This is a genomic window from Microbacterium jejuense, assembly GCF_019511665.1.
Taxonomy (GTDB): Bacteria; Actinomycetota; Actinomycetes; order Actinomycetales; family Microbacteriaceae; genus Microbacterium; species Microbacterium jejuense_A.
The window spans coordinates 1-21,114 of record NZ_JAEUAW010000012.1 but is presented as its reverse complement, the minus strand read 5'-3'; the positions used below and the strand labels follow the sequence as shown (position 1 = coordinate 21,114).

Below are 21,114 nucleotides of genomic sequence, written 5' to 3'. Positions count from 1 at the left end.
AGTTCTTGGCGACTCGCCACGAACGACCGGGGACCGAGGCTGACCTACACTGGCGCGATGAGCAATGAGGCTCCGGCGGCACCCGAAGCCGCGGCATCCACTTCTTCGCGCCTGAGCGCAGGGACGATCGCGCGCTACGCGACCGGGTCGCTCGGCACGGGCGGGTTCGCGACGCTGCCGGGGCTCGTGCTGACTTACTACCTCACCGACTCGCTCGGCGTCGCGGCGCTGGCAGCGGGAGCCGTCATCACGATCGCCAAGGTGTGGGACGTCATCATCGACCCGGTCATCGGCGCGCTCAGCGACCGCGACCTCGCGCGCCACAGCAGCCGTCGCCGGCTGATGCTGATCGGCGCGTGCGCGCTGCCGGTGCTGTTCTCGCTGACGTTCGCGGTGCCGCCGGCCCTCGGACCTGTCGCCGCCGGGATCTGGGTGCTGCTGGCGTTCACCCTCACCGCCACCGCTTTCAGCCTCTTCCAGGTGCCGTACATCGCGCTGCCCGCGGAACTCACCCCGCGGTACGACGAGCGCACGAGGCTGCTGACGTGGCGCGTCGTCGTGCTCACCCTGGCGATCCTGCTGTTCGGCGCCGGCGGACCCGCGCTGCGCCGCGTGTCGGACGATCCGGTCGTCGGCTACCTCGTGATGGGCGTCGTGTGCGGCGTCGTCATCGGGATCGGGATGCTGGTCTCGACGACCGTCGCGCGGCGCTCAGCCGTCGCGCCCGGCGCGGCGCCGGTGGGCGAGAAGACGGGCATCCGCGAGCACTATGCCGCCGGCATCCACGCCCTGCGCCGCAGCCGCCCCTTCCGGCTGCTGCTCGCCACGTTCGTGCTCCAGGCGCTCGCGACCGGCCTCATGCTCGCCGGCGCGCAGTACGTGGCGACGTGGGTGCTGCACTCGGAGGCCGCCGTCGAGCTGCTGTTCGTCGCGCTCATCGCGCCGGCGCTGCTGGCCGCGCCGGGCTGGGGCGTCGTCGCCCGGCGCATCGGCAAGGAGCGCACGTTCGCGATCGCGAGCGTCTTGTTCGGCGTCGCGGCCCTGTCGATCCTCGGGGTGCTGTGGGCGCCGGGCGACTGGATCTACGTGCCCGTCGGCGTCGCCGGCATCGCGTACGCGGGCATGCAGTCGCTGCCGATGGCGATGCTCCCCGATGTCATCTCGCACGACGAGCGCACGCACGGTGCCGGACGCGCCGGGGAGTTCAGCGGCGTCTGGACGGCGGGCGAGACCGTCGGCTTCGCGCTGGGCGCGACGACGCTGTCGCTCATCCTGGCGCTGACCGGCTACGTCTCACGCGCGGCCGGTGAGATCGTGCAGCAGCCGGATGCCGCCGTGACCGGCATCGTCGTCAGCTTCAGCCTCGTGCCCGCCGTGCTGATCGCGGCGAGCCTCGTGACGCTCGCCCGCTACCCGCTGCGGCGCGCCGACATCGACGCGTCCTGATGCGGCGGTGCGGCATCCACCGATCCTCGTCGCGCGGCCGCCGCACGCGCCGGACGTGGCGCACAGAATCGGATCCGCACAAGCGGAGCTGCCTCCGACACGCCGACGACGGGATGCCGCCACCCGGCCTGTCGCCCGCGACCTCCGCGGGAGCGGATCCGCGGCTGTGCACGAGTGCGCGCGGGCCGGCGGCATCCACCGATCCTCGTCGCGCGGCCGCCGCACGCGACGAGCGTGGCGCGCAGAATCGGATCCGCACGAGCGGAGCGACCCTGCGACACGCCGACGAGGGGATGCCGCCACCCGGCGTGTCGCCCGCGACCTCCGCAGGAGCGGATCCGCGCCTGTGCACAAGTGCGCGCCGGCCGGCGGCATCCACCGATACTGAGTCGCACCGCCTGTGGAACTGCGTACCGCGCGGACGGCCCGTGACGTAGGATGCCCGGTGACGGACTCACCCGACCCGGGTTCCGGGCACGAGTTCGAAGGAGAGCGCATGTCCCCCACGTCGTCGACCCCTGCGAAGCCGCGTGCCAAGAAGGCCGCGTCGAAGGATGCCGGTCCGTCGCTGCCCGACGAGGAGCGCGCGGCCCTCGACGCCGACATCGACCGCCTCGAAGCGGGCTCACGCGTGTGGGCGGCTCTCACGCTCGACCAGCGTGCGCGGCTGCTCGGCCGGGTGCGCGACGCCGTGGGCGCGGTGGCGCAGGAGTGGGCCGACGCGGCCACCCTGTCGAAGGGCCTGGAGCCCGGACACGCACTGTCGGGCGAGGAATGGCTCGGCGGCCCCTACGCGATCATCGGCCTGCTCGACGCCCTGCGCGAAACGCTCGAGGCGCTCGCGAGGGGCAAGAGCCCGCTCGACGGCGTGAAGCTCGACGAGGCTCCGGGCGGGCGCCTGCGCGCGCACACGTTCCCGCTGAACGGCACCGAGCGGTTCCTGCTCTCGGGCTTCACCGGCGAGGTGTGGTTCGAGCCCGGCGTGACCGCCGCCGAGGCGCGCCGCGAGGCGGGCCTCGGGCAGCTGAGGCCGACCGAGCCCGGCGGCGTGGGCCTCGTGCTGGGCGCCGGCAACGTCACCTCGATCCCGGTGGCCGATGTGCTGTACGAGCTGTTCGCTCACAACCGCGTGGCCCTGCTCAAGGTCAACCCGACGCAGGACGCGCTCGTGCCCGTGTTCGAGCGCGCGCTGGCTCCGCTCATCGAGCCCGGCTTCGTCCGCATCGTGCGCGGCGGCGCCGCCACCGGCGCCTACCTCACGTCGCACCCCCGCCTCGTGCACGTCCACATCACGGGATCGGCCGCCACGTTCGACGCGATCGTGTGGGGCGCTTCGACAGGCTCAGCGACCGAGGGGGGCGACCGCACCGCTCCGAAGCTCAAGGTGCCGATCACGGCGGAGCTCGGCGGCGTCTCGCCCATCATCGTCGTGCCGGGCCAGTGGTCGGCTGCCGACCTGAAGTACCAGGCCGAACACGTCGCCACCATGCGGCTCGTCAACGCGGGGCACAACTGCATCGCCGGCCAGGTCGTGATCGTGAGCGCGGACTGGCCGCAGCGCGCGGAGTTCCTGCATCGCCTGCATGAGGCCTACGCCGCCGCGCCCGAACGCCCGGTGTGGTACCCCCGCAGCGACGAGCGGCTCGGGGCCGCGGCATCCAGCTATCCCGATGCCGTGTGGTGCGCCGATCACACCCGCGCGATCGTGGAGGTCAAGGACGGCGACGACCCGGCGCCCGTCGAGACGACGGAGTACTTCGCGCCGATCTTGGGCGTCGTCGAGGTGGGCGGCACGGGGCAGGAGTTCCTCGACGCGGCCGTCGCCCATGCGAACGACCGACTCACCGGGACCCTCGGCGCCAACGTCCTCATCGACCCCGTGACCGAGGCGGCGCTCGGCGAGGGGTTCGAGCGGGCGATCGCCGACCTGCGCTACGGCGACATCGCCATCAACACGTGGACGGCCTTCAACTTCCTCACCGCACGCCTGACGTGGGGCGGGTTCCCCGGTGCGACGCTCGCCGACGTGTCGAGCGGCATCGGCGTCGTGCACAACGCGCTGCTGCTCGACCGGGTCGAGCGGTCGGTCGCACGCGGTCCGTTCCGCCCCTTCCCGCGGTCGATCGGCGACAAGCTCCGGTTCCTGAGCCTGTCGAAGGGCACGATCCTGCCGACGCCCCCGTGGTTCGTGAGCTCGCGCACCGGCGCCGAGGTGAGCGCCGGCCTCACGCGCTACCTGGTCGACGGCAGGATCCCGGGCCTCGTCGCCACGCTCGCGAAGGCCATGCAGGCATGAGCCGCGCCTCGCGGCCGGAGCGGTTCGGCCGTGACGGGCTGGAGGCCGACTACGTCGTCGTGGGCGCAGGCTCCGCGGGAGCGGCTCTCGCCGCCCGCCTCAGCGAAGACCCGACGGTGTCGGTGCTGCTGCTGGAGGCCGGCGGGCCCGACAAGGCCATGGAGCTGCACGTCCCCGCCGCGTTCTCGAAGCTCTTCCGCGGCCCGTACGACTGGAACTACGACACCGTCCCCCAGCCCGAGCTCGAGGGTCGCACGGTGTACTGGCCGCGCGGCAAGACGCTGGGCGGCTCGTCGTCGCTCAACGCGATGATGTGGATCCGGGGCTTCGCCGCGGACTATGACGAGTGGGCGGATGCCGCCGGCCCAGGCTGGTCGTGGGACGCCCTGGTCCCGTACTTCCGCCGGGTGGAGCGCACCGCCGATCCGGTCGATCCGACACAGGGCACCGACGGCCCGCAGGCCGTCGAGCACCAGCGCGACCCCCGGTCGCAGACCGCGGCGTTCCTGGAGGCGGCGCGTGAGGCGGGGCATCCCGTCACTCCTCCCAATCTGCCGGCGGGTCAGGGATTCTCGCAGACCATGGTGAGCGAGACCGCGGGCCGGCGCGCCTCGACCGCCGATTCGTACCTGCGGCCGGCGAAGCGACGGGCGGGGCTGCGCGTGCTGACGGGCGCGCACGTGCGGCGCGTGACGTTCGACGCTCCGGACGGCGGCGAGCCGCCCCGCGCGACGGGCGTGTACGTCGACGTCGACGGCATCACGCGGCACGTCCGGGCCCGGCGCGAGGTGGTCCTGTCGGGCGGTGCGATCAACACGCCGCAGCTGCTGATGCTGAGCGGCATCGGCCCGGCCGCGCACCTGGCCGAGCACGGGATCGAGGTCGTCGTCGACGCGCCCGACGTCGGCACGAACCTGCAGGACCATCTGGTCGCCGGGCTGGCACCGGCCGCCGACGCGGGCACGCTGTACGACGCCGAGAAGGCCATCGAGCTCGTGCGCTACCTGACCGGGCGGCGAGGCATGCTGAGCTCGAACGTCGGCGAGGCGTACGGGTTCGTACGCACGCCGGTGGCGGACCGCGCCGGTATGCCCGACGGCCTCCCCGACATCGAGATCATCTTCGCGCCCGTCCCCTACGTCGGTGAAGGCCTCGTGCCGACGCCCCGCCACGGGCTCACCATCGGGGCGATCCTGCTGCGCCCCCGCAGCCGCGGGACCATCCGGCTCGTGTCGGCCGATCCGCTGGCCGCGCCGCTCATCGACCCCGCGTACCTCTCGGACGCCGAGGGCCTCGACGCCGCCACGATGCGGGCCGGTCTCGCCGAGTGCGAGCGCCTCCTCGACACCGACGCGCTCCGCAAGGTCACGACGGGCGACTGGGTGCAGCCTGAGGGCGGCGAGCGCATGACGCCCGAGGAGCGGGCCGAGCTCTCGATGCGCCGCTACTCGCACACCCTGTACCACCCCGTCGGCACGGCCCGGATGGGGACGGATGCCGCATCCGTCGTCGACCCCGAGCTGCGGGTGCGCGGCGTCTCAGGGCTGCGCGTGGGCGATGCCTCGGTGATGCCCACCGTGATCCGCGGCCACACGAACGCGCCGGCGATCGTGATCGGCGAGGTCGCAGCGGACCTGCTGCTCGGCCGCCGCTCCGGCCCTGGTCGTTGAGCGAGCGAGGTACGAGCGAGACGAAACGCCCCGACCGCACGACCAACCTCGCACCAGTCTGCGTTTCGTCTTCGGGCGCCAGAGCGCCCTCCGCTCAACGACCGGCACCCGGCCGTTGAGCGAGCGAGGCGAAACGCCCCGACCGCACGGACGACCTCGTGCCAGACCGCGTTTCGTCTGCGCGCGCCAGAGCGCGCTCCGCTCAACGACCACCCCCCCCGGTCGTTGAGCGAGCGAGGTACGAGCGAGACGAAACGCCCCAACCGCACGGACGACCCCATGCCAGAGCGCGTTTCGTCTGCGGGCGCCAGGGCGCCCTCCGCTCAACGACCGACACCTCCCGGTCATTGAGCGAGCGAGGCGAAACGCCCCGACCGCACGGACGACCCCATGCCAGAGCGCGTTTCGTCTGCGGGCGCCAGGGCGCCCTCCGCTCAACGACCGGGAACCACCGGCACGGCCACCTCGGGCAGCGGCAGCGTCTCGCCGCCCGAGAACATGCGGCGCACGAGGGGCAGCATGGCCTTCGAGAACATCACGCGAGTCATCGCGCGCGACACGGCCGCCTCGAACCTCGTCGCCGGCACCATGCGCTTGATGCCGCCGCCCGGGATCTCCTTGCCCTTCTCGGCGAACGGAGCGATGTCGTCCGTGTAGCGACGCAGCGCACCGGGTGCGTCGCCGGGCGTCGCGGCGATCCGCGCCGCCAGCAGATACGCGCCGATGAGGGCGGTGGCCGTCCCCTGTCCGGTCATCGGCGAGCCGCAGGACGCGGCATCCCCGAGCAGCACCACACGGCCGTTCGTGACGTCGGGAACGTCGATGCGCACGAGCTCGTCGAAGTACAGATCGGATGCCGCACCCAGCGCCTCGAGCACGGCCGGCGCGTGCCAGCCGGCCCCCGCTATGCGCTCGCGGATCAGCGCCTCCTGAGCGGCCCGGTCGCCGCGCAGCGACGGGTCGCGGTCCATGCGGAACGTGAGGATCGCCTTCGACGTCGTGGGGTCGAGGTCGGGGCGGATGCCGAACGTGGCACCCGGCACGAAGCGCAGCGCGAACCAGTTCTCTTCGAGGTCGGCGGGCGTGAGCATCGTGAAGAAGGCCATGTAGCCGCCGAGGTAGGTGGCGAACTGCTCGTCGGGCCCGAACGCGAGGCGGCGGGTGAGCGAGTGCACCCCGTCGGCGCCGACCACGACGTCGACGCGGTCGGGCTCCGCGTGCTCGAACTCGACGTCCACGCCGGTGGCATCCTGCGTCAGGGCCGTCAGGCGATCGCCGAAGCGCAGGTCGAGGAGGCCCGGCGCCACGTCGGCCGCGGTGCGGAGCGCATCCAGCAGCACCTCGGCCAGGTCGCCGCGGGCGATCTCGATCTCGGCCACCGCACCCTCGCCGTCGAAGTCGGCCATCGACATGCGGCCGAACACCTTCCCTTCGCCGTCGACGTACGACATGCCCTCCTCGTGCACGCGGTAGCGGTCGACGCCGGGCATGATCCCCATGCGCTCGGCCACCTCACGGCTGGCGCCTCGGAGGTCGACGGCCTGCCCGCCGGCGCGGGGAGCCGCCGCGCGCTCGACGACCGTGGTGCGGATGCCCGAGCGCACGAGCTGCAGGGCAAGGGCGAGGCCGGCGATGCCGGCACCGGACACGAGGACGTGCGGTGTGCGATCGAAGTCGTTCATGAGGCATCCCATCTGTTTTAGACATCTGTGTGAGACATATGTCTAACAGATGGTTTGCACGTTTGTCTAGGACATGCGTCTCACACAGCTCGGTAGGATGGTCGCATGGGCAATCGCGAAGACCTCCTGGCCGGTGCACGACAGGTGATCCTGGAGCGCGGGGTCGCGAAGGCGACCGCACGTGACATCGCGGCGGCCGCGGGCGTCAGCCTCGCCGCCATCGGGTACCACTTCGGCTCGAAGGACGAGCTCGTCAGCGCCGCACTCACCGAGTCCCTCGGCACCGGCATCGGAGACGCCATGGAGGCCGTCGTCGACGAGACCGCCGCCCTCCCCCTGCTCGAGGGGTTCGCCGCGCTGTTCGACCGCATGCCCGAGATCTTCGCCGCCAACCGTGAGGCGCTGGTCGCGAGCTTCGAGAATTCGGTGATGGTGTGGCGCGACCCGGCCGCGAGCCGAACGCTCGCCGCCGCCATGCAGGAGGCTCACCTCGGCATCGTCGAGGTCCTGCGCTCGGCTCGCCCCGAGCTCGATGCCGCCGACGTCGACGCCATCGCCAAGCTCGAGTTCGTGCTGGTTCAGAGCCTCGGCCTGCTGTGGATCATCAGCCCGGACTCGCTGCCGAGCGGCCAAGAGCTCGCCCGCGCCGCCGCGGCGATCGCCCGCGACGGCGGCCGGACCGAGGCCTGACTCACCGCGCTTCGGCCCGACCCGCCGTCGCCGCGGGCTGCGTTGTCGGCGAGTCGCCACGAACCACGCGCAGCCCGCGCGAAACCTGGCGACGCGCCACGAACCACACCGGACGGGGCGAGCCAAGCAGCCCAGACACCAAGCCGGACGGCATCCACCGCCGCTCGATCCTGGCGACTCGCCACCAACCCCACACACCGCGCGCCGAACCTGGCGACTCGTCACGAACCACACCGGACGGGAACACCCAAGCAGCCCCAGACACCAAGCCGGACGGCATCCCACGCCCCGCTCGATCCTGGCGACTCGCCACCAACCCCACACGCCCCGCGCCGAACCTGGCGACTCGCCACGAACGACACCGGATCGCGAACGCAGAAACGCCCCTGCCGCAGTGCGACAGGGGCGTTCCGAGAACCTCAGAGAGGGTCAGCGACCGCCGCGGCGGTTGCCGCCGTTCTGACGGACGACCGAACCGACCATGAGCTTGCCGGTGCCGCCGGACGAGGCGCGGCGGCCGGGCGTGCGCGGGTTGCCCGACTGCTGCTGACCGCTGCGCGAGTGCCCGGCGCTCTGGTCGTGACGGTGGTGCGAGGACTTCTCGTGAGTGGATGCCGCATCCCGGCGCTGACCGCCGGCCTGCTGCTGTCCGCCCTGGCCGGAACCGCCGCGGCGACGACGTCCACCGCCCGAGCCGGAGCCGGCGCCGCGGGCCTGGCCGGCGGCATCCCGCTCCTCGCGCGCAGCGCGCTTGCGCTGGGCGTTGGCGCCCTGGCTGGTGCCGCGCACCGGAGCCGCCACCGGCACGGGCTTGACGTAGGGGGCGACCTGGCCGACGAGCGCGGTCACCTCGGGCGACTCGGCCGTGACGGCCACGGGCTCGACCGAGATCGCGGCCTTGCGCAGCAGCTGCGACACGTCGCGCTTCTGCTCGGGGAGCACGAGCGTGACCACGGCACCCTCCGCCCCCGCGCGGGCCGTGCGGCCCGAGCGGTGCAGGTACGCCTTGTGCTCCATGGGCGGGTCGACGTGGATGACGAGCTCGACGTCGTCGACGTGCACGCCGCGGGCGGCGACGTCAGTCGCGACGAGCACCTTCACCTCGCCGGACGAGAACGCCGCGAGGTTGCGGTCGCGAGCGGCCTGCGACAGGTTGCCGTGCAGGTCGACCGCGGGGATGCCCTGCGCCGTGAGCTGCTTGGCGAGCTTCTTGGCCTGGTGCTTGGTGCGCATGAACAGAATGCGACGGCCCATGCCCGACGCGAGCGCGGCGACGACGTCCTTCTTGGCGTCGGCGTCGGCGAGCGTGAACACGTGGTGCGTCATCGCGGCGACGGGCGAGTGCGCCTCGTCGACCGAGTGCAGGACCTCGTTCTGCAGGAAGCGGTTCACGAGCTTGTCGACCCCGTTGTCGAGGGTCGCGCTGAAGAGCAGCCGCTGGCCGCCGGCCGGGGTGGCGTTGAGGATGCGCGTGACGCCCGGGAGGAACCCGAGGTCCGCCATGTGGTCGGCCTCGTCGATGACGGTGATCTCGACGGCGTCGAGGTGCACGAAGCCCTGCTTCATGAGGTCTTCGAGTCGGCCGGGGCAGGCCACGACGATGTCGACGCCGGCGTTGAGCGCGTTGACCTGGCGGTTCTGGTTCACGCCGCCGAAGATCGTCGTCGTGGTGAGATTGTAGGCCTTCGCGAGCGGCGCGAGGGTCGCGTCGATCTGCGTCGCCAGCTCGCGGGTCGGGGCCAGCACGAGGCCCAGCGGGCGGCCCTTGCGGCGAGGGCCGCCGGCCAGGGTCGTGCCCAGGCGCGCGACCATGGGGATCGAGAAGGCGAGCGTCTTGCCCGAACCGGTCTTGCCGCGGCCCAGCACGTCGCGGCCGGCGAGCGTGTCGGGGAGCGTGTCGACCTGGATCGGGAACGCGGTGGTCTTGCCGGCCGCGGCGAGCGCGGTGACGAGGGGCTGAGGCACGCCGAGCGCGCCGAAAGTCATGTCGGTCATGAGTGTCTGTCTCTGGGCACACGGGTGCCCTGTCGGTGGCCGGGGCGGATCTCGCCCTCGGGTCGCCGTACGAAAGATGTCAGCCGGTGCACTTCGGGACGAGTGGATGCCGGCGAGGGAAGCGTTCTACGACGCGAGAAGCGCACGAAGGCGCTGCAAGGTTCTCCACCCTACCAGGGGCCGGCTGGGCGTTCCCCGCACCGGGGCCGGTCGTTGAGCGGAGCGACGAAGGAGCGAAGACGAAACGCGGTGGGGCGATCTCGAGAACCCCGGGCCCCGCATCTGCCGCGAGGGCGACCGGCTCCGATGAGCGGCTCGCGGCGTTTCGTCTCGCTCCGCTCGCTCAACGAGCGGAGTCGGCGTCCGACAACGCGGTCTGCGTCTCCGCCTCGGTGCTCCGCGACGCCGCACCGAAACGGTCGGTCGCGGCCCTGAGCGCGGCGGCGATGCCGGGCTCGGAGGCTGCGTGGGCGGCATCCGGAACCATCACGAAGTCCGCCTCGGGCCACGCGCGGTGCAGGTCCCACGCGGTCATGGCGGGCGTGCACACGTCGTAGCGCCCCTGGACGATGACGGCGGGGATGTGGCGGATGCGGTCGACGCCGGCGATGAGCTGCTCGGGCTCGAACCAGCCACCGTGCAGGAAGTAGTGGTTCTCGATGCGGGCGAACGCCACGGCCTCTCGCGGCGACGTCATCGATGCGACGAGCGACGGATCGGGACGCAGTGTCAGGTTCGACGCCTCCCACTTCGACCACGCGATCGCGGCGGGCACGTGGACCGCGGGGTCGGGGTCGCTGAGCCGCCGGTGGTAGGCCTGCATGAGGCGCGAGCGCTCGAGGATCGGGATGGGGGCGATGAAGTCCTCCCACCGGTCGGGGACGATGGATGCCGCGCCGCCCTCGTAGAACCATTCCAGCTCGTGGCGGCGCAGCGTGAAGATGCCGCGCAGGACGAGCTCGGTGACCGCGCCGGGATGCGCCTGGGCGTAGGCGAGAGCGAGTGCGCTCCCCCACGAGCCGCCGAACACCTGCCATCGTGCGATCCCGAGGTTGCGCCGCAGCAGTTCGAGGTCGGCCACGAGGTGCCACGTGGTGTTGTGCCGCAGGTCGGCGCGGGGCTCGCTGGCGTGCGGCGTGGAGCGCCCGCAGCCGCGCTGGTCGAGCAGGATGACGCGGTACACGGAGGGGTCGAAGAAGCGGCGGTGCCAGGCCGACACGCCGGCACCCGGACCGCCGTGCAGGAATACGACGGGCTTGCCGTCGGGGTTGCCCACCTGCTCGTAGTAGAGGCGGTTGCCCTCGCCGGCGATCAGCGTGCCCGTGTCGTACGGCTCGATCGGCGCATACAGGATGTCGTCGAGCTGCTCGTTCATAGGCTTCCCCCGGGCACGGAGAAGGTGTCACACGCCGACGCGCCGCCCTGGTAGCCGAGCTGGAACCAGCGCTGCCGCTGGTCGCTGGAGCCGTGGGTCCAGGTCTCGGGGTTGGTGAAGCCGCCCGATCGCTGCTGGATGTTGTCGTCGCCGACGGCGCCCGCCGCGTTGAGGGCGTCGGCGATCTGCTCCTGTGTCGGCGGCTGCAGGTACGGCACCCCGTTGTCGTCGACCTGCTCCGTCATGGCGCCGACCCACGCGCCGGCGAAGCAGTCGGCCTGCAGCTCGGTGCGAACGCCGTTGCTGGTGGCACCGGTGCCGTTGTTCGGGTGCTGGTCCATGATGCCGGTGATGTTCTGCACGTGGTGCCCGTACTCGTGGGCGAGCACGTACAGCTGGGCCAGGTCGCCCGCCGACGCCCCGAACTGCTGACGCATGAGGGCGAAGAACGTGGGGTCGACGTAGACGGCCTCGTCCGGCGGGCAGTAGAACGGGCCGGTCTGGTTGGATGCCGTGCCGCACGACGACGACGCCGAGCCGTTCACAATGACGAGCGTGGGCTCGCGGTACCCCTGCACCTGCGTCGCCCAGTACTCGTCGAGCACGACGCTGCCGGCCGCGAGGCGGCAGTCGTCGTTCGCGTTGGCGTCCGCGCCGGTCTCGCACTGCGCGATCTCGGTGTCGCCGCCGCCAGAGGCCTGGCTGCCCGGTGCGAGCGGCAGCACGCTGGAGAAATCCTGCCCCGTGAACAGCTGCAGCAGCAGCACGGCGATGGCGCCGAGGCCGACCACCCCGCCACCTGCGACAGCCACGCCCGCCCCGCGACGCCTCGCCGTGTTCCCCCCGACGTTGGCGTTCTCGTTGAACGTCATGTCTGTCACGGTACCGCGAGAGCCTGATCGGGGCACGGAACCTCCCGGGATATGGCGCGATCCGGCAGAGGATGCTAGGGGCATAGGCTCAGGTCATGGCCAGTGCACCCACGACCGTGACCATCACCGGCGGCGGCGGGCAGATCGGGTACGCCCTGATGTTCCGCATCGCCGCGGGCGACATGCTCGGCCCGGATCGACCGGTGCGACTGCGGCTGCTCGAGATCCCGCAGGGCATGAAGGCGGCCGAGGGTGCGGCCCTCGAACTGCAGGACTGCGCCTTCCCGCTGCTGCAGGACGTCGAGGTGACGGACGATCCGCTCACCGCCTTCAACAGCGCCCGCATCGCGATGCTGGTCGGCGCCCGTCCCCGCTCGGCGGGCATGGAGCGCGCCGACCTGCTGGCGGCGAACGCCGGCATCTTCGGTCCGCAGGGCAAGGCGATCGGAGCCGTCGCCGACGACGACGTGCGCGTGGTCGTGGTGGGCAACCCCGCCAACACGAACGCGCTCATCGCCGCGGCATCCGCGGCCCCGCATGTTCCGTCCGAGCGCTTCAGCGCGCTCACGCGCCTGGACCACAACCGCGCCGTCGGCCAGCTCGCCGCCGCGCTGCAGGTTGCGGCCGGCGACATCGACGACGTCACGATCTGGGGCAACCACTCGGCGAGCCAGTTCCCCGATGTCACCCACGCCTCCGTGCGCGAGGGCGTGATCGATCGGATGCCGGTGCTCGAGGCTCTCGCCGAGCGCCTGGGCGGCGAGCGTCAGGCGCTGGCCTGGCTCGACGACACCTTCATCCCGCGGGTCGCCAAGCGCGGGGCCGAGATCATCGAGGTGCGCGGCTCGTCGTCGGTCGCTTCGGCCGCGAATGCCGCGATCGACCACGTGCGTGACGAGCAGCTGGGCACCCCGGGCCGCGCCTGGACGTCGGCGGCCGTCATCTCGCGCGGCGAGTACGGCGTGCCCGAGGGGCTCGTGTGCTCGTTCCCTGTGAGGTCCGACGGAACGGGCCTGCTCGGCGAGGGGTACCAGATCGTCGAGGGCCTCGACCTCGACGACCGCGCGCAGCGCCTGCTGGCGGCATCCGTCGACGAACTCGTCGCCGAACGCGACGCCGTGCGGGCGCTCGGCGTGCTGGGCTGACGCGCAGCGCCGGACGGCCCGCGCAATAGGCTCTGAGCCATGGAAGCGCTGGTCGTCGTGATCCTGGCCGTTCTCGCGATCGCCATCGCGACGGCCATCGCCCCGAAGGTGCGCATCGCCGGTCCGCTCATCCTCGTGGTCGTCGGCGTCATCGTCGGGCTGCTGCCGTTCGTCGACATGCCCGAGATCGATCCGGAGTGGATCCTCATCGGCGTGCTGCCGCCGCTGCTGTACTCGGCGGCGGTCGCGATCCCCGCGATCGAGTTCCGCCGCGACTTCGGCCCCATCGCCGGGCTGGCGTTCGTGCTGGTGCTGATCAGCTCGGTCGCGCTCGGTCTGCTGTTCCACGCGATGATCCCCGGCGTCGACATCTTCCTGGGCGTCGCCCTCGGAGCGATCCTCAGCCCCACCGACGCGGTCGCCACCTCGATCGTCAAACGCCTCGGCATCTCGGGTCGCGTGGTCACGATGCTCGAGGGCGAGAGCCTGCTCAACGACGCCACGGCGCTCGTGCTCATGCGCACCATGGTCGCCTCGGCGGCCTTCGCGATCTCGGCGAGCGCGGGCGTCGAGGCCACCGACGCCGCCTTCGGATTCCTGCCGGCCTTCGCATGGGGCGTGTTCATCGCGGTCGTGATCGGCGGCCTCGTCGGCTGGCTCAACCTGCGGCTGCGCGCGCTCATCCCCCACTCGGCTGCCAACACGGCGGTCGGGTTCGTCGTGCCGTTCGTGGCCTACCTGCCGACCGAGCAGCTGGGCGGATCGGGTCTGGTCGCGGCGGTCGTCGCGGGCATCGTCACCGGCCAGGGCGCCGCGCGCAGGTTCACGCCCGAGCAGCGGCGATCGGACGAGCTCAACTGGCGCACCGTCGAGCTCATGCTCGAGGGCGCCGTCTTCCTCATCATGGGCCTCGAGCTCGAAGACATCGTCGGCGCCAACTTCGAACAGCACAACGGACTGGGAACCGGCCTCGGCATCGCGGCCCTCGCGTTCGCCGTCATCGTCGCGGTGCGGGCCGCCTACGTGTCGCTGCTGGTGTGGGGCCAGAGCAGACGGGCCAGACGCAAGCAGCGGCAGCGCGGCAGGCTCGAGTCGTTCACGGTGCGCCTCGACAAGATCGCCGACGGGTCGGAGCCCTTCCCGCAGCGCGGCAGCGGGCCGGCGCCGGCACTCGACGACCCGCGGGCGCGGCGACGGCTCGGTTCGATGCGCCACCGCGTGACCCGCATGCTGCAGGACCTCGACTACTACCAGTCCGAGCCGCTCGGCTGGAAGCACGGCACCGTCATCGTGTGGGCGGGCATGCGAGGCGTCGTGACGCTCGCGGCCGCGCAGACGCTGCCGCGCGACACGCCGGCGCGCGAGCTGCTCGTCCTGATCGCGTTCGCCGTGGCGATCGGCAGCCTCGCCATCCAGGGGTTCACGCTGCCGTGGCTGGTGAAGCTGCTGAAGTTCCCGGTGTCGACAGGTGACGAGAGCCTGCAGCTCGAGCTCGATCGCCTTGACGACGAACTGCGCCTGGCTGCGGCATCCGCTCTTCGCGACCCGAAGCTGACGCGACGCGACGGCACGCCGTTCTCGCCCGAGCTGATGGCGCGCAACGCCCGCCTGATGGAGCCGCGCGACGACAAGCTCGGCGCGCTCACCGGCGAGATGCTCGAACTGCGCCTGGCGTCGATCGAGGCGATGCGCGCCGAGCTCAGCACGCTCAGCCACGGCGGCGCGTACAGCACGGCGGCGCTGCGCCGCGCCCTGGCCGAGCTCGACGCCGACCAGCTCAGCGTCGAGCTGCGCCTGCGCGACGAGTGAGCACGCCCGGGTGAGACAATGGGGGCCGAGCAAGGGGGCACTCACATGAGCGACACGACACGGCGGGCGGAATCCCAGGATGCCGTCACGCCCGACACCGCGCCGCTCACTCTTCCGCACACCGCGGCCGAATGCCCCAAGTGCTTCACCGAGCTGCAGGGCGATCGCACGTGGTGGCTCGCCCGTCCGGCCGGATCACGTCTGGTCGGCCTCGTCATCGCACGCGACGACATGCCGTCGGTGGTCGAGCAGCGCAACGACCTGACACGGTTCGGCGTGCCGATCGAGGGCTTCCGCCACCCCGCGCCCGAGACGCTGGAGTCGTGGGAGGAGCGGCTGACGCGCCTGTTCGGCCGCCTGACGCGCGGCGACGTCGTCGTGGTGGCCAACGTGCACGCGCTCGGCCGCGACATCGACGAAGAGACCCGCACGGTGGCCGAGCTGCACCGCCGGGGCATCGTGGTGAAGGTCGTCAGCCACGGCGGCCGCCACCTCTACGACGCGGGGCGCTAGCTGTACTGACGAAACGCGGCCTGGCACGAGGCCGACCGTGCGGCCGGGGCGTTTCGTCTCGCTCGTACCTCGCTCGCTCAACGACCGGGAGGTCGAGCGGAACGCGCCCTGGCCCGGGGCTGCTCGTGCCGCCGGGGCGTTTCGTCACGCTCGTACCTCGCTCGCTCAACGACCGGGAGGTCGAGCGGAACGCGCCCTGGCCCGGGGCTGCTCGTGCCGCCGGGGCGTTTCGTCTCGCTCGTACCTCGCTCGCTCAACGACCGAGGGTCGAGCCGAACGCGCTCTGGCCCGGGGTCGCTCGTGCCGCCGGGGCGTTTCGTCTCGCTCGTACCTCGCTCGCTCAACGACCGGGAGGTGCCGGTCGTTGAGCGGAGCGCGCTCACGCGCGCGCAGACGAAACGCGGACTGGCACGAGGCCGACCGTGTGATGGCGTGTCCTCGCTCGCTCGACGACCGGTCCGGCGGCTCAGTCGTCCGCGCCGCTCAGCGCGTTCTGCTTCTCGAGATCGAGGAGCGGGAGATCCTCGCGGGTGACCATGCGGGCCGAGATCGCGTGCTCCACCAGGCGGACCCGCCGGTTCGTGGCGTAGGAGCGGACGCCGCCGCGCAGACCCGGCACCCCCGAGCGATCGAGCTTGTCGCACACGTTGTCGAGCTTGCGGTTGAACCGCGTGAGGGTCCAGCCGAGGCGCTCGGCGGCCTGCGCCGATGTGGGCAGCTCGCTCATGCCCGTGCCCTCACGGCGCAGCACCGGCTCGGCGAGCGCGAGGATCATGAGCTTCTGACTGTGCGTCAGAGGCACCTCCCCGATCGTCGAGAGCCCGTCGTCATCGTCATCGAGCGGCGGATGCGTCTCGCGGAACGTCGGCTCGGCCGCGTGGATCGTGAGCTCGTACGTCGTCGGACCCGCACTGAAGATCACGGTGGTCGCGGCGAACACGAGCGGCAGGCGCGCACCGGGCGCGAGCCACGCCTGGACGCGACCGCCGGTGTCGGTCACCGTCGCCGACAGGCGGGTGCCCACGTTCGACAGCAGCCACAGCCCGTCGACGTTCTGGATCGTGAGGAAGTTGCGGTGCAGGAAGAGGTTGTCGTCGATCGCGAGGTCGCCCTCGCGGCCGACGGTGAACACCTGGTCGGGTGCGACCTCGAACTCCTCGCCGGCGAACTCGACGCTCAGCTGATCGGTGGCGGGCGGGGTCACGGGAGGCATCCCAGGGTCGGCTGCGTCTGCTCGCGCCCGTTGTAGCGAACGAGCCACACGTTGATGCACGTCTGCCCACTGGCCGAGACCGGCACCGTGTACTCCGCCTCCTCGACCGTCTCGGAAGGCGGATCCGGGTCGGTGATCGAGGGGAGGCTGACCCGATAGTAGTCACCCTCCTGCGGGTCGGGGTTCGTCCACGTGAACGTCGCGTTTCCGTCAGCAGCGGTGCCCGTGACCTCCGGGATGGCAGGGACCACGCCCCCGATGCCCTCCTGCGGATCCTGCGGGTCGGACTCCGCCTCGGTCTGCTGCGGCGCCGGGGTCCCGCCCAGCAGGCCCGGCAGGGAGACGCCCACGATGATCGCGACCACCACGAGCGCGGCGGCGCCGAGCCCGATCCACAGCCCGGTCCGGCGGGGCCGGGTCGCGATGGCCGGCTCCCCCTCGTCCGGGACGGGTGCCGTGGGCAGCGGGACCGGTGACCGCATCACGGTGTGGTCGAGCGAGACCGGAAGCGACGACGGCTGGTCGCGGCGCATGGTCTCGGCGGTGGCCGAGGGCGTCGCCCGCAGGACTGTCGCGGCGTCCGCGGGTTCGAACGAGGGCGCCGTCACAGGAGCGAAGCCCGTCGTCGTCGCCGGCGGCGGCCCGAAGCGCGGTGCGACCGGCGCGGTGGTCGCCGACGGGCGGGTCATGCCCGCGGCGGGCGTCGTCTCGGGGTCGATGCTGACGACGCCGCGCACGCGCGTGAGGCCGTCGTCCTCGTCCCGCTCGATGTCTTCGGGGGCCTGGTCGTCCAGGATGTCGATCGGCGTCACCGAGTGCGACAGCTCGATCTGCACCGTCTGCAGCGCTCGCGCGAACGCGAGCGCGCTCTCGTAGCGGTCGGTAGAGGACTTCGACATCGCGCGGTCCAGCACGCGCTGGAGGGATGCCGGCACGTCGGCGCGTCCGAGGGGCGGAAGCGGCAGCGTCTCGATGCGCGAGATGAGCTCGGCGGCGCTGTTGCGCTGACCCGGCAGCTCGAACGGCGACCGGCCGGCGAGCAGTGTGTAGACCGTGGCGCCGAGCGCATAGACGTCGGAGCGCGGATCGCTGCGCGGCACGTCCGCGAACGACTCCGGCGGCGACCACGGGATGGACAGCCCGGCCGACTCTGCTGCGGCGCTCGTCGTCGACGCGATGCCGAAGTCCGTGAGGGCCGGCCTGTTGTACTCGGTGACCAGGATGTTGGCGGGCTTGATGTCGCGGTGCAGAACGCCCGCGCGGTGCGCGGTCTCGACGGCCGCGGCGACCTGCACACCGACACGCAGCGACTCGGCGATCGAGAACGGCTCGCGCCGGTACCGCACCTGCAGGTTCGGACGCGGGCAGTACTCCATCACGAGGTACGGGCGCCCGTCGCGGGCGACGCCGGCCTGATAGATGGTGACGATCGCGGGATGCGTCGAGAGCATCGCCATGACGTTCGCCTCGGCCGTGAACTCCTCGACCGAGTCGCTCGACATGCGGTCGGTGAGCAGCACCTTGACCGCGACGCGACGCTTGGGCAGCGCCTGCTCGTACAGGTAGACGTCGGCGAACCCGCCCGAGCCCAGCAGGTCGACGTACGTGAAGCCCGGGAGGTCGGGCGGCGCCATGGGCGCGCGCTTGGCCATCAGGTGAGCCCTTCGATCGCGACCGTGATGCCGTCGCCGAGGTCGAGCACGTCGCCCGGGATCACGACGGTGGCCTCGCCGGGGTGCAGCCGCACCGGGTCGGACCCCGGACGCAGCAGCGTCGTGCCGTTGGTCGTGCGCAGGTCGGTCGCGACGATGCTCTCGCCCTCGACGCGCAGCTCCACGTGGCTGCGCGAGATGTCCTGCTGCGGGCTGTCGACCGCGACCAGGTGCGGCAGGTCGGTGCCGCTCACGCGCGTGGATCGTGGCCGACGGCCGATCACGACCGTGCGGTCCAGCAGCACGACCTGCCCCGTCGAGACCCGGATGCGCCCCGGCGCCGGCGGGCGCGGCGGAGCCAGCGGCGGCGTGGTCGACGACGGCGCCGGGTCGGCGGCCGCCGCGCGGCCGGCGCGCAGCGCACGCGCCTGGGCCAGTGAGATCGTGGCGCCGTCGTGATCTCCGGGCGCGGCTGCGGCGGGTGCCGGCGCAGCGCCCACCGGGCGGATCACGGTCGCGGCCCAGGGCTGGTCGTCGCCGCCGGGTGCCTCGGCGAGAGTCTCGGGTCGCGACTGCGACAGCTCGGAGTCCTCGGGCAGCAGCGTCTCGTCACCGGCGACGCTCTGCACGGTGCTCGAGTCGATCATGCCCGGGATGTCCGCGAGCCGCGGTGCGTCCTGGACCGCTGGCATGCTCACGACGGACGGCACCGGTGCGGGGCGCGGTGGCGCGACGGGAGCGGGCTGCGCCTCCGCCTCTTGCGCGGGCGCCTGCGGCGGCGCGTCCGCCGGAGAATCGCCCCGTTCCGCGCTCGGCACACGCGCCGCGGCGCGATCGCCCCGCGGGGCCGGGCTCTCCGCGGCCGCGGCGGGGGCGGCCGCGACGGGCGCGGCGCCGGCGGCTGCGGCATCCCACACGATCGTCGACGCCAGCACGACGCCGTCGGCCACCGGGAGCTCGGCGGGTTCGGCGCCGTCGCCCGGCCCCGACTGCAGCGTCACACGCCGCACACCGCGCACGACGCGCTCCGTCCACGTCGTGACACCGGTGCCCGACACGCGCTCGGGCACGTCGGCATCGATGTCCAGTGCGAAGTCGCCGCGCACCGCGATGCGCACGGCATCCCCCTCGGCGAGGGCGACGGCGAACGACGGGATCGCCGTCAGCGACGCCCCGTACGCGCCGGTCAGCGACTCGATGACGCCGCCGAGGCCTCTCCCGTCCGCCACGACCGACCTCACGCGCGCGAGCAGCGCGGCGGAGGCGCCGTGCTCGAACACGGCGAATCCACGCGGCGTCACCGCGACGGGTGTCGAGCCGGGGGCGTACAGCATCGGCATCAGGAACCTCCAGTGACAGCAGCCCGGGGGAGGGTGTCGGCGTCGATGTCGAAATCGGCCGCGACGGCGGGCGCTCCTACCGGAACCGTATCGCGCTCGTTCGGACGATCGCTCCTGCTGCGCACCGCGAGCGCGTCGACGACGACCGCCGTGATGTTGTCGCGTCCGCCGCGCACCATGGCCTCGTGCACGAGTCGCGTCGCGGCCGCCTGCGGGTCGGTCTCGGCGAGGAGGATGCCGTGGATCGCGTCCTTCTCCAGCTCGCCCGACAGCCCGTCCGAGCAGACCAGGATGCGGTCGCCCTCCTCGGCCGGGATGAGCCAGTAGTCCGCCGCAGCGTCGCTGCCTGCGCCGATCGCGCGCGTGATCACATTGCGGCGCGAATCGCGGTGGGCCTCGTCGGCGGCCAGCTCGCCGGCATCCACCAGCTCCTGCACGAAGGAGTGGTCGACGCTCACCTGCTCGAACAGTCCGTCGCTCAGGCGATAGGTGCGCGAGTCGCCGAGGTTGACGGCCAGCCAGTAGCCCTCGCCGTCGATGTCGGCGAGCACGACGCCGGCGAGCGTCGTGCCGGCGCCCGCTCCACCGCCGGGCGGCAGGGCGGCGACGCGACGGCGCGCGGTCGCCAGCGCCGCGTGCATGTCGTCCTGCGTCAGGCTCGGGCGTCCGGTCAGCTCAGCGAAGACGTCGACGACGGCCGCGCTCGCGACCTCGCCGGCGTTGTGGCCGCCCATGCCGTCGGCCACGAGGAACAGGGGCGCCTGCGCGAGGTACGAGTCCTCGTTGATGCGGCGGCGAAGTCCCGGGTCGGTCGCCGCGCCGAACGCGACGATGATCGGTGCGGGCAGCTCGGCCATCATGCGGCACCCACCGTCACGGCCCGGTCGCCGAACTCGAGGCGGTCGCCCGCACGCAGGTGGGTGCGCACACCGGCGACGAGGGGGATGCGCGCCCCGTCGCGCACCAGGATGGTGCCGTTGGTCGAGTGACGGTCGACGATCCACGCCGCCGCCGGGTCGCCGCCGATCTCGAAATGCGTCTTCGACAGCGAGAGGGTCTCGTCGCGCACCGCGATCGCGACCGCGCCCGCCTCGCCTGCGGGGTTGCGGCCGTACAGGGTGCGGCCGTACACCGCCATGCGCGTGCCGTCATCCCACGTCAGCACCGCGATCACGGGAGCGTCGGGGTACAGCGCCGCGCGCTGGGCGGGCGGCGCCACGGCCATCCGGGTCGCCTCGAGGTCGTCGGCGGGGTTCGCGGCCGGCACGACCGCCGGCGCGGCTGTCGCGGCCGGCACGACGACCGGGGCCGACGCGAGGGCCGGCGCGGGGACCGGCGCGACGACCGGGGCGAGATGGGGCGGCGCGATCGCCGGCGTCGACACCGGCGGGGCGGCGACGGGCGCGGTGGCGGGCG

General features: G+C 72.5%; 16 protein-coding genes. 7 read left to right on the top strand and 9 right to left on the bottom strand.

All coding sequences use genetic code 11. From position 1 onward, the window contains the following. Positions 1-57: 57 nt before the first annotated feature. From JNB62_RS14505 to JNB62_RS14495, 3 genes are all read left to right on the top strand, one after another. A complete protein-coding gene (locus JNB62_RS14505; protein ID WP_223231168.1) occupies positions 58-1,446 on the top strand; it encodes an MFS transporter in 1,389 nt (462 codons plus the stop codon). A 496-nt stretch (positions 1,447-1,942) separates the two neighbouring features. Further along, positions 1,943-3,742: an aldehyde dehydrogenase family protein gene (locus tag JNB62_RS14500; RefSeq protein ID WP_220301613.1), complete on the top strand. Its 1,800-nt coding sequence runs from the start codon at positions 1,943-1,945 to the stop codon at positions 3,740-3,742. Next, on the top strand, positions 3,739-5,412 hold the full coding sequence (locus JNB62_RS14495) for a GMC family oxidoreductase (protein WP_220301612.1): 1,674 nt from the start codon (positions 3,739-3,741) through the stop codon (positions 5,410-5,412). The genes JNB62_RS14500 and JNB62_RS14495 overlap by 4 nt, the downstream gene beginning before the upstream one ends. Positions 5,413-5,846: 434 nt before the next feature. Here JNB62_RS14495 and JNB62_RS14490 read toward each other — a convergent pair whose 3' ends face one another. Then, positions 5,847-7,094 (bottom strand): FAD-dependent monooxygenase, encoded by a 1,248-nt coding sequence (locus tag JNB62_RS14490; RefSeq protein WP_223231167.1) that lies wholly within the window; start codon positions 7,092-7,094, stop codon positions 5,847-5,849. A 105-nt stretch (positions 7,095-7,199) separates the two neighbouring features. On the opposite strand from JNB62_RS14490, the gene JNB62_RS14485 reads away from it, so the two are divergent. Next, the gene (locus JNB62_RS14485) at positions 7,200-7,784 is read left to right on the top strand and encodes a TetR family transcriptional regulator (RefSeq protein ID WP_220301610.1); all 585 of its coding nucleotides are present in this window, start codon (positions 7,200-7,202) and stop codon (positions 7,782-7,784) included. Between the two features lie 429 nt (positions 7,785-8,213). On the opposite strand, the gene JNB62_RS14480 is transcribed toward JNB62_RS14485, so the two are convergent. From JNB62_RS14480 to ypfJ, 3 genes are all read right to left on the bottom strand, one after another. Further along, complete coding sequence (locus JNB62_RS14480; RefSeq protein WP_220301609.1) at positions 8,214-9,779, bottom strand: DEAD/DEAH box helicase; 1,566 nt, start codon at positions 9,777-9,779, stop codon at positions 8,214-8,216. Positions 9,780-10,122: 343 nt separating this feature from the next. After that, on the bottom strand, positions 10,123-11,154 hold the full coding sequence (pip, locus tag JNB62_RS14475) for a prolyl aminopeptidase (RefSeq protein ID WP_220301608.1): 1,032 nt from the start codon (positions 11,152-11,154) through the stop codon (positions 10,123-10,125). Then, entirely contained in the window at positions 11,151-12,026 is an 876-nt protein-coding gene (gene ypfJ / locus JNB62_RS14470; protein WP_220301607.1) for a KPN_02809 family neutral zinc metallopeptidase, read from the bottom strand. The genes pip and ypfJ overlap by 4 nt, the downstream gene beginning before the upstream one ends. 95 nt (positions 12,027-12,121) lie before the next feature. Between ypfJ and JNB62_RS14465 the strand changes: the two genes are divergently transcribed. Genes JNB62_RS14465 through JNB62_RS14455 form a run of 3 tightly spaced genes read left to right on the top strand, consistent with a single transcriptional unit; the run spans position 12,122 to position 15,493 of the window. Continuing rightward, entirely contained in the window at positions 12,122-13,171 is a 1,050-nt protein-coding gene (locus JNB62_RS14465; protein WP_220301606.1) for a malate dehydrogenase, read from the top strand. A gap of 39 nt (positions 13,172-13,210) precedes the next feature. Then, positions 13,211-14,980, top strand: coding sequence for a cation:proton antiporter (locus tag JNB62_RS14460; protein ID WP_220301605.1), 1,770 nt, complete (start codon positions 13,211-13,213; stop codon positions 14,978-14,980). Positions 14,981-15,025: 45 nt separating this feature from the next. Continuing rightward, positions 15,026-15,493 (top strand): recombinase family protein, encoded by a 468-nt coding sequence (locus tag JNB62_RS14455; protein ID WP_220301604.1) that lies wholly within the window; start codon positions 15,026-15,028, stop codon positions 15,491-15,493. Positions 15,494-15,959: 466 nt separating this feature from the next. Here the strand turns inward: JNB62_RS14455 and JNB62_RS14450 are convergent, their stop codons facing one another. The 5 genes from JNB62_RS14450 to JNB62_RS14430 all read right to left on the bottom strand — a co-directional run. After that, positions 15,960-16,706, bottom strand: a complete 747-nt coding sequence (locus JNB62_RS14450) for a hypothetical protein (protein ID WP_220301603.1) — start codon at positions 16,704-16,706, stop codon at positions 15,960-15,962. Then, entirely contained in the window at positions 16,694-18,358 is a 1,665-nt protein-coding gene (locus tag JNB62_RS14445; protein ID WP_220301602.1) for a serine/threonine-protein kinase, read from the bottom strand. The genes JNB62_RS14450 and JNB62_RS14445 overlap by 13 nt, the downstream gene beginning before the upstream one ends. Continuing rightward, positions 18,358-19,698 (bottom strand): FHA domain-containing protein, encoded by a 1,341-nt coding sequence (locus JNB62_RS19455; protein ID WP_220301601.1) that lies wholly within the window; start codon positions 19,696-19,698, stop codon positions 18,358-18,360. The genes JNB62_RS14445 and JNB62_RS19455 overlap by 1 nt, the downstream gene beginning before the upstream one ends. Beyond that, positions 19,698-20,555, bottom strand: coding sequence for a PP2C family protein-serine/threonine phosphatase (locus JNB62_RS14435; RefSeq protein ID WP_220301710.1), 858 nt, complete (start codon positions 20,553-20,555; stop codon positions 19,698-19,700). The genes JNB62_RS19455 and JNB62_RS14435 overlap by 1 nt, the downstream gene beginning before the upstream one ends. Beyond that, positions 20,555-21,114 (bottom strand): FHA domain-containing protein (locus tag JNB62_RS14430; RefSeq protein ID WP_220301600.1); only part of this gene is annotated, 560 nt, incomplete at its 5' end. The genes JNB62_RS14435 and JNB62_RS14430, both read right to left, overlap by 1 nt.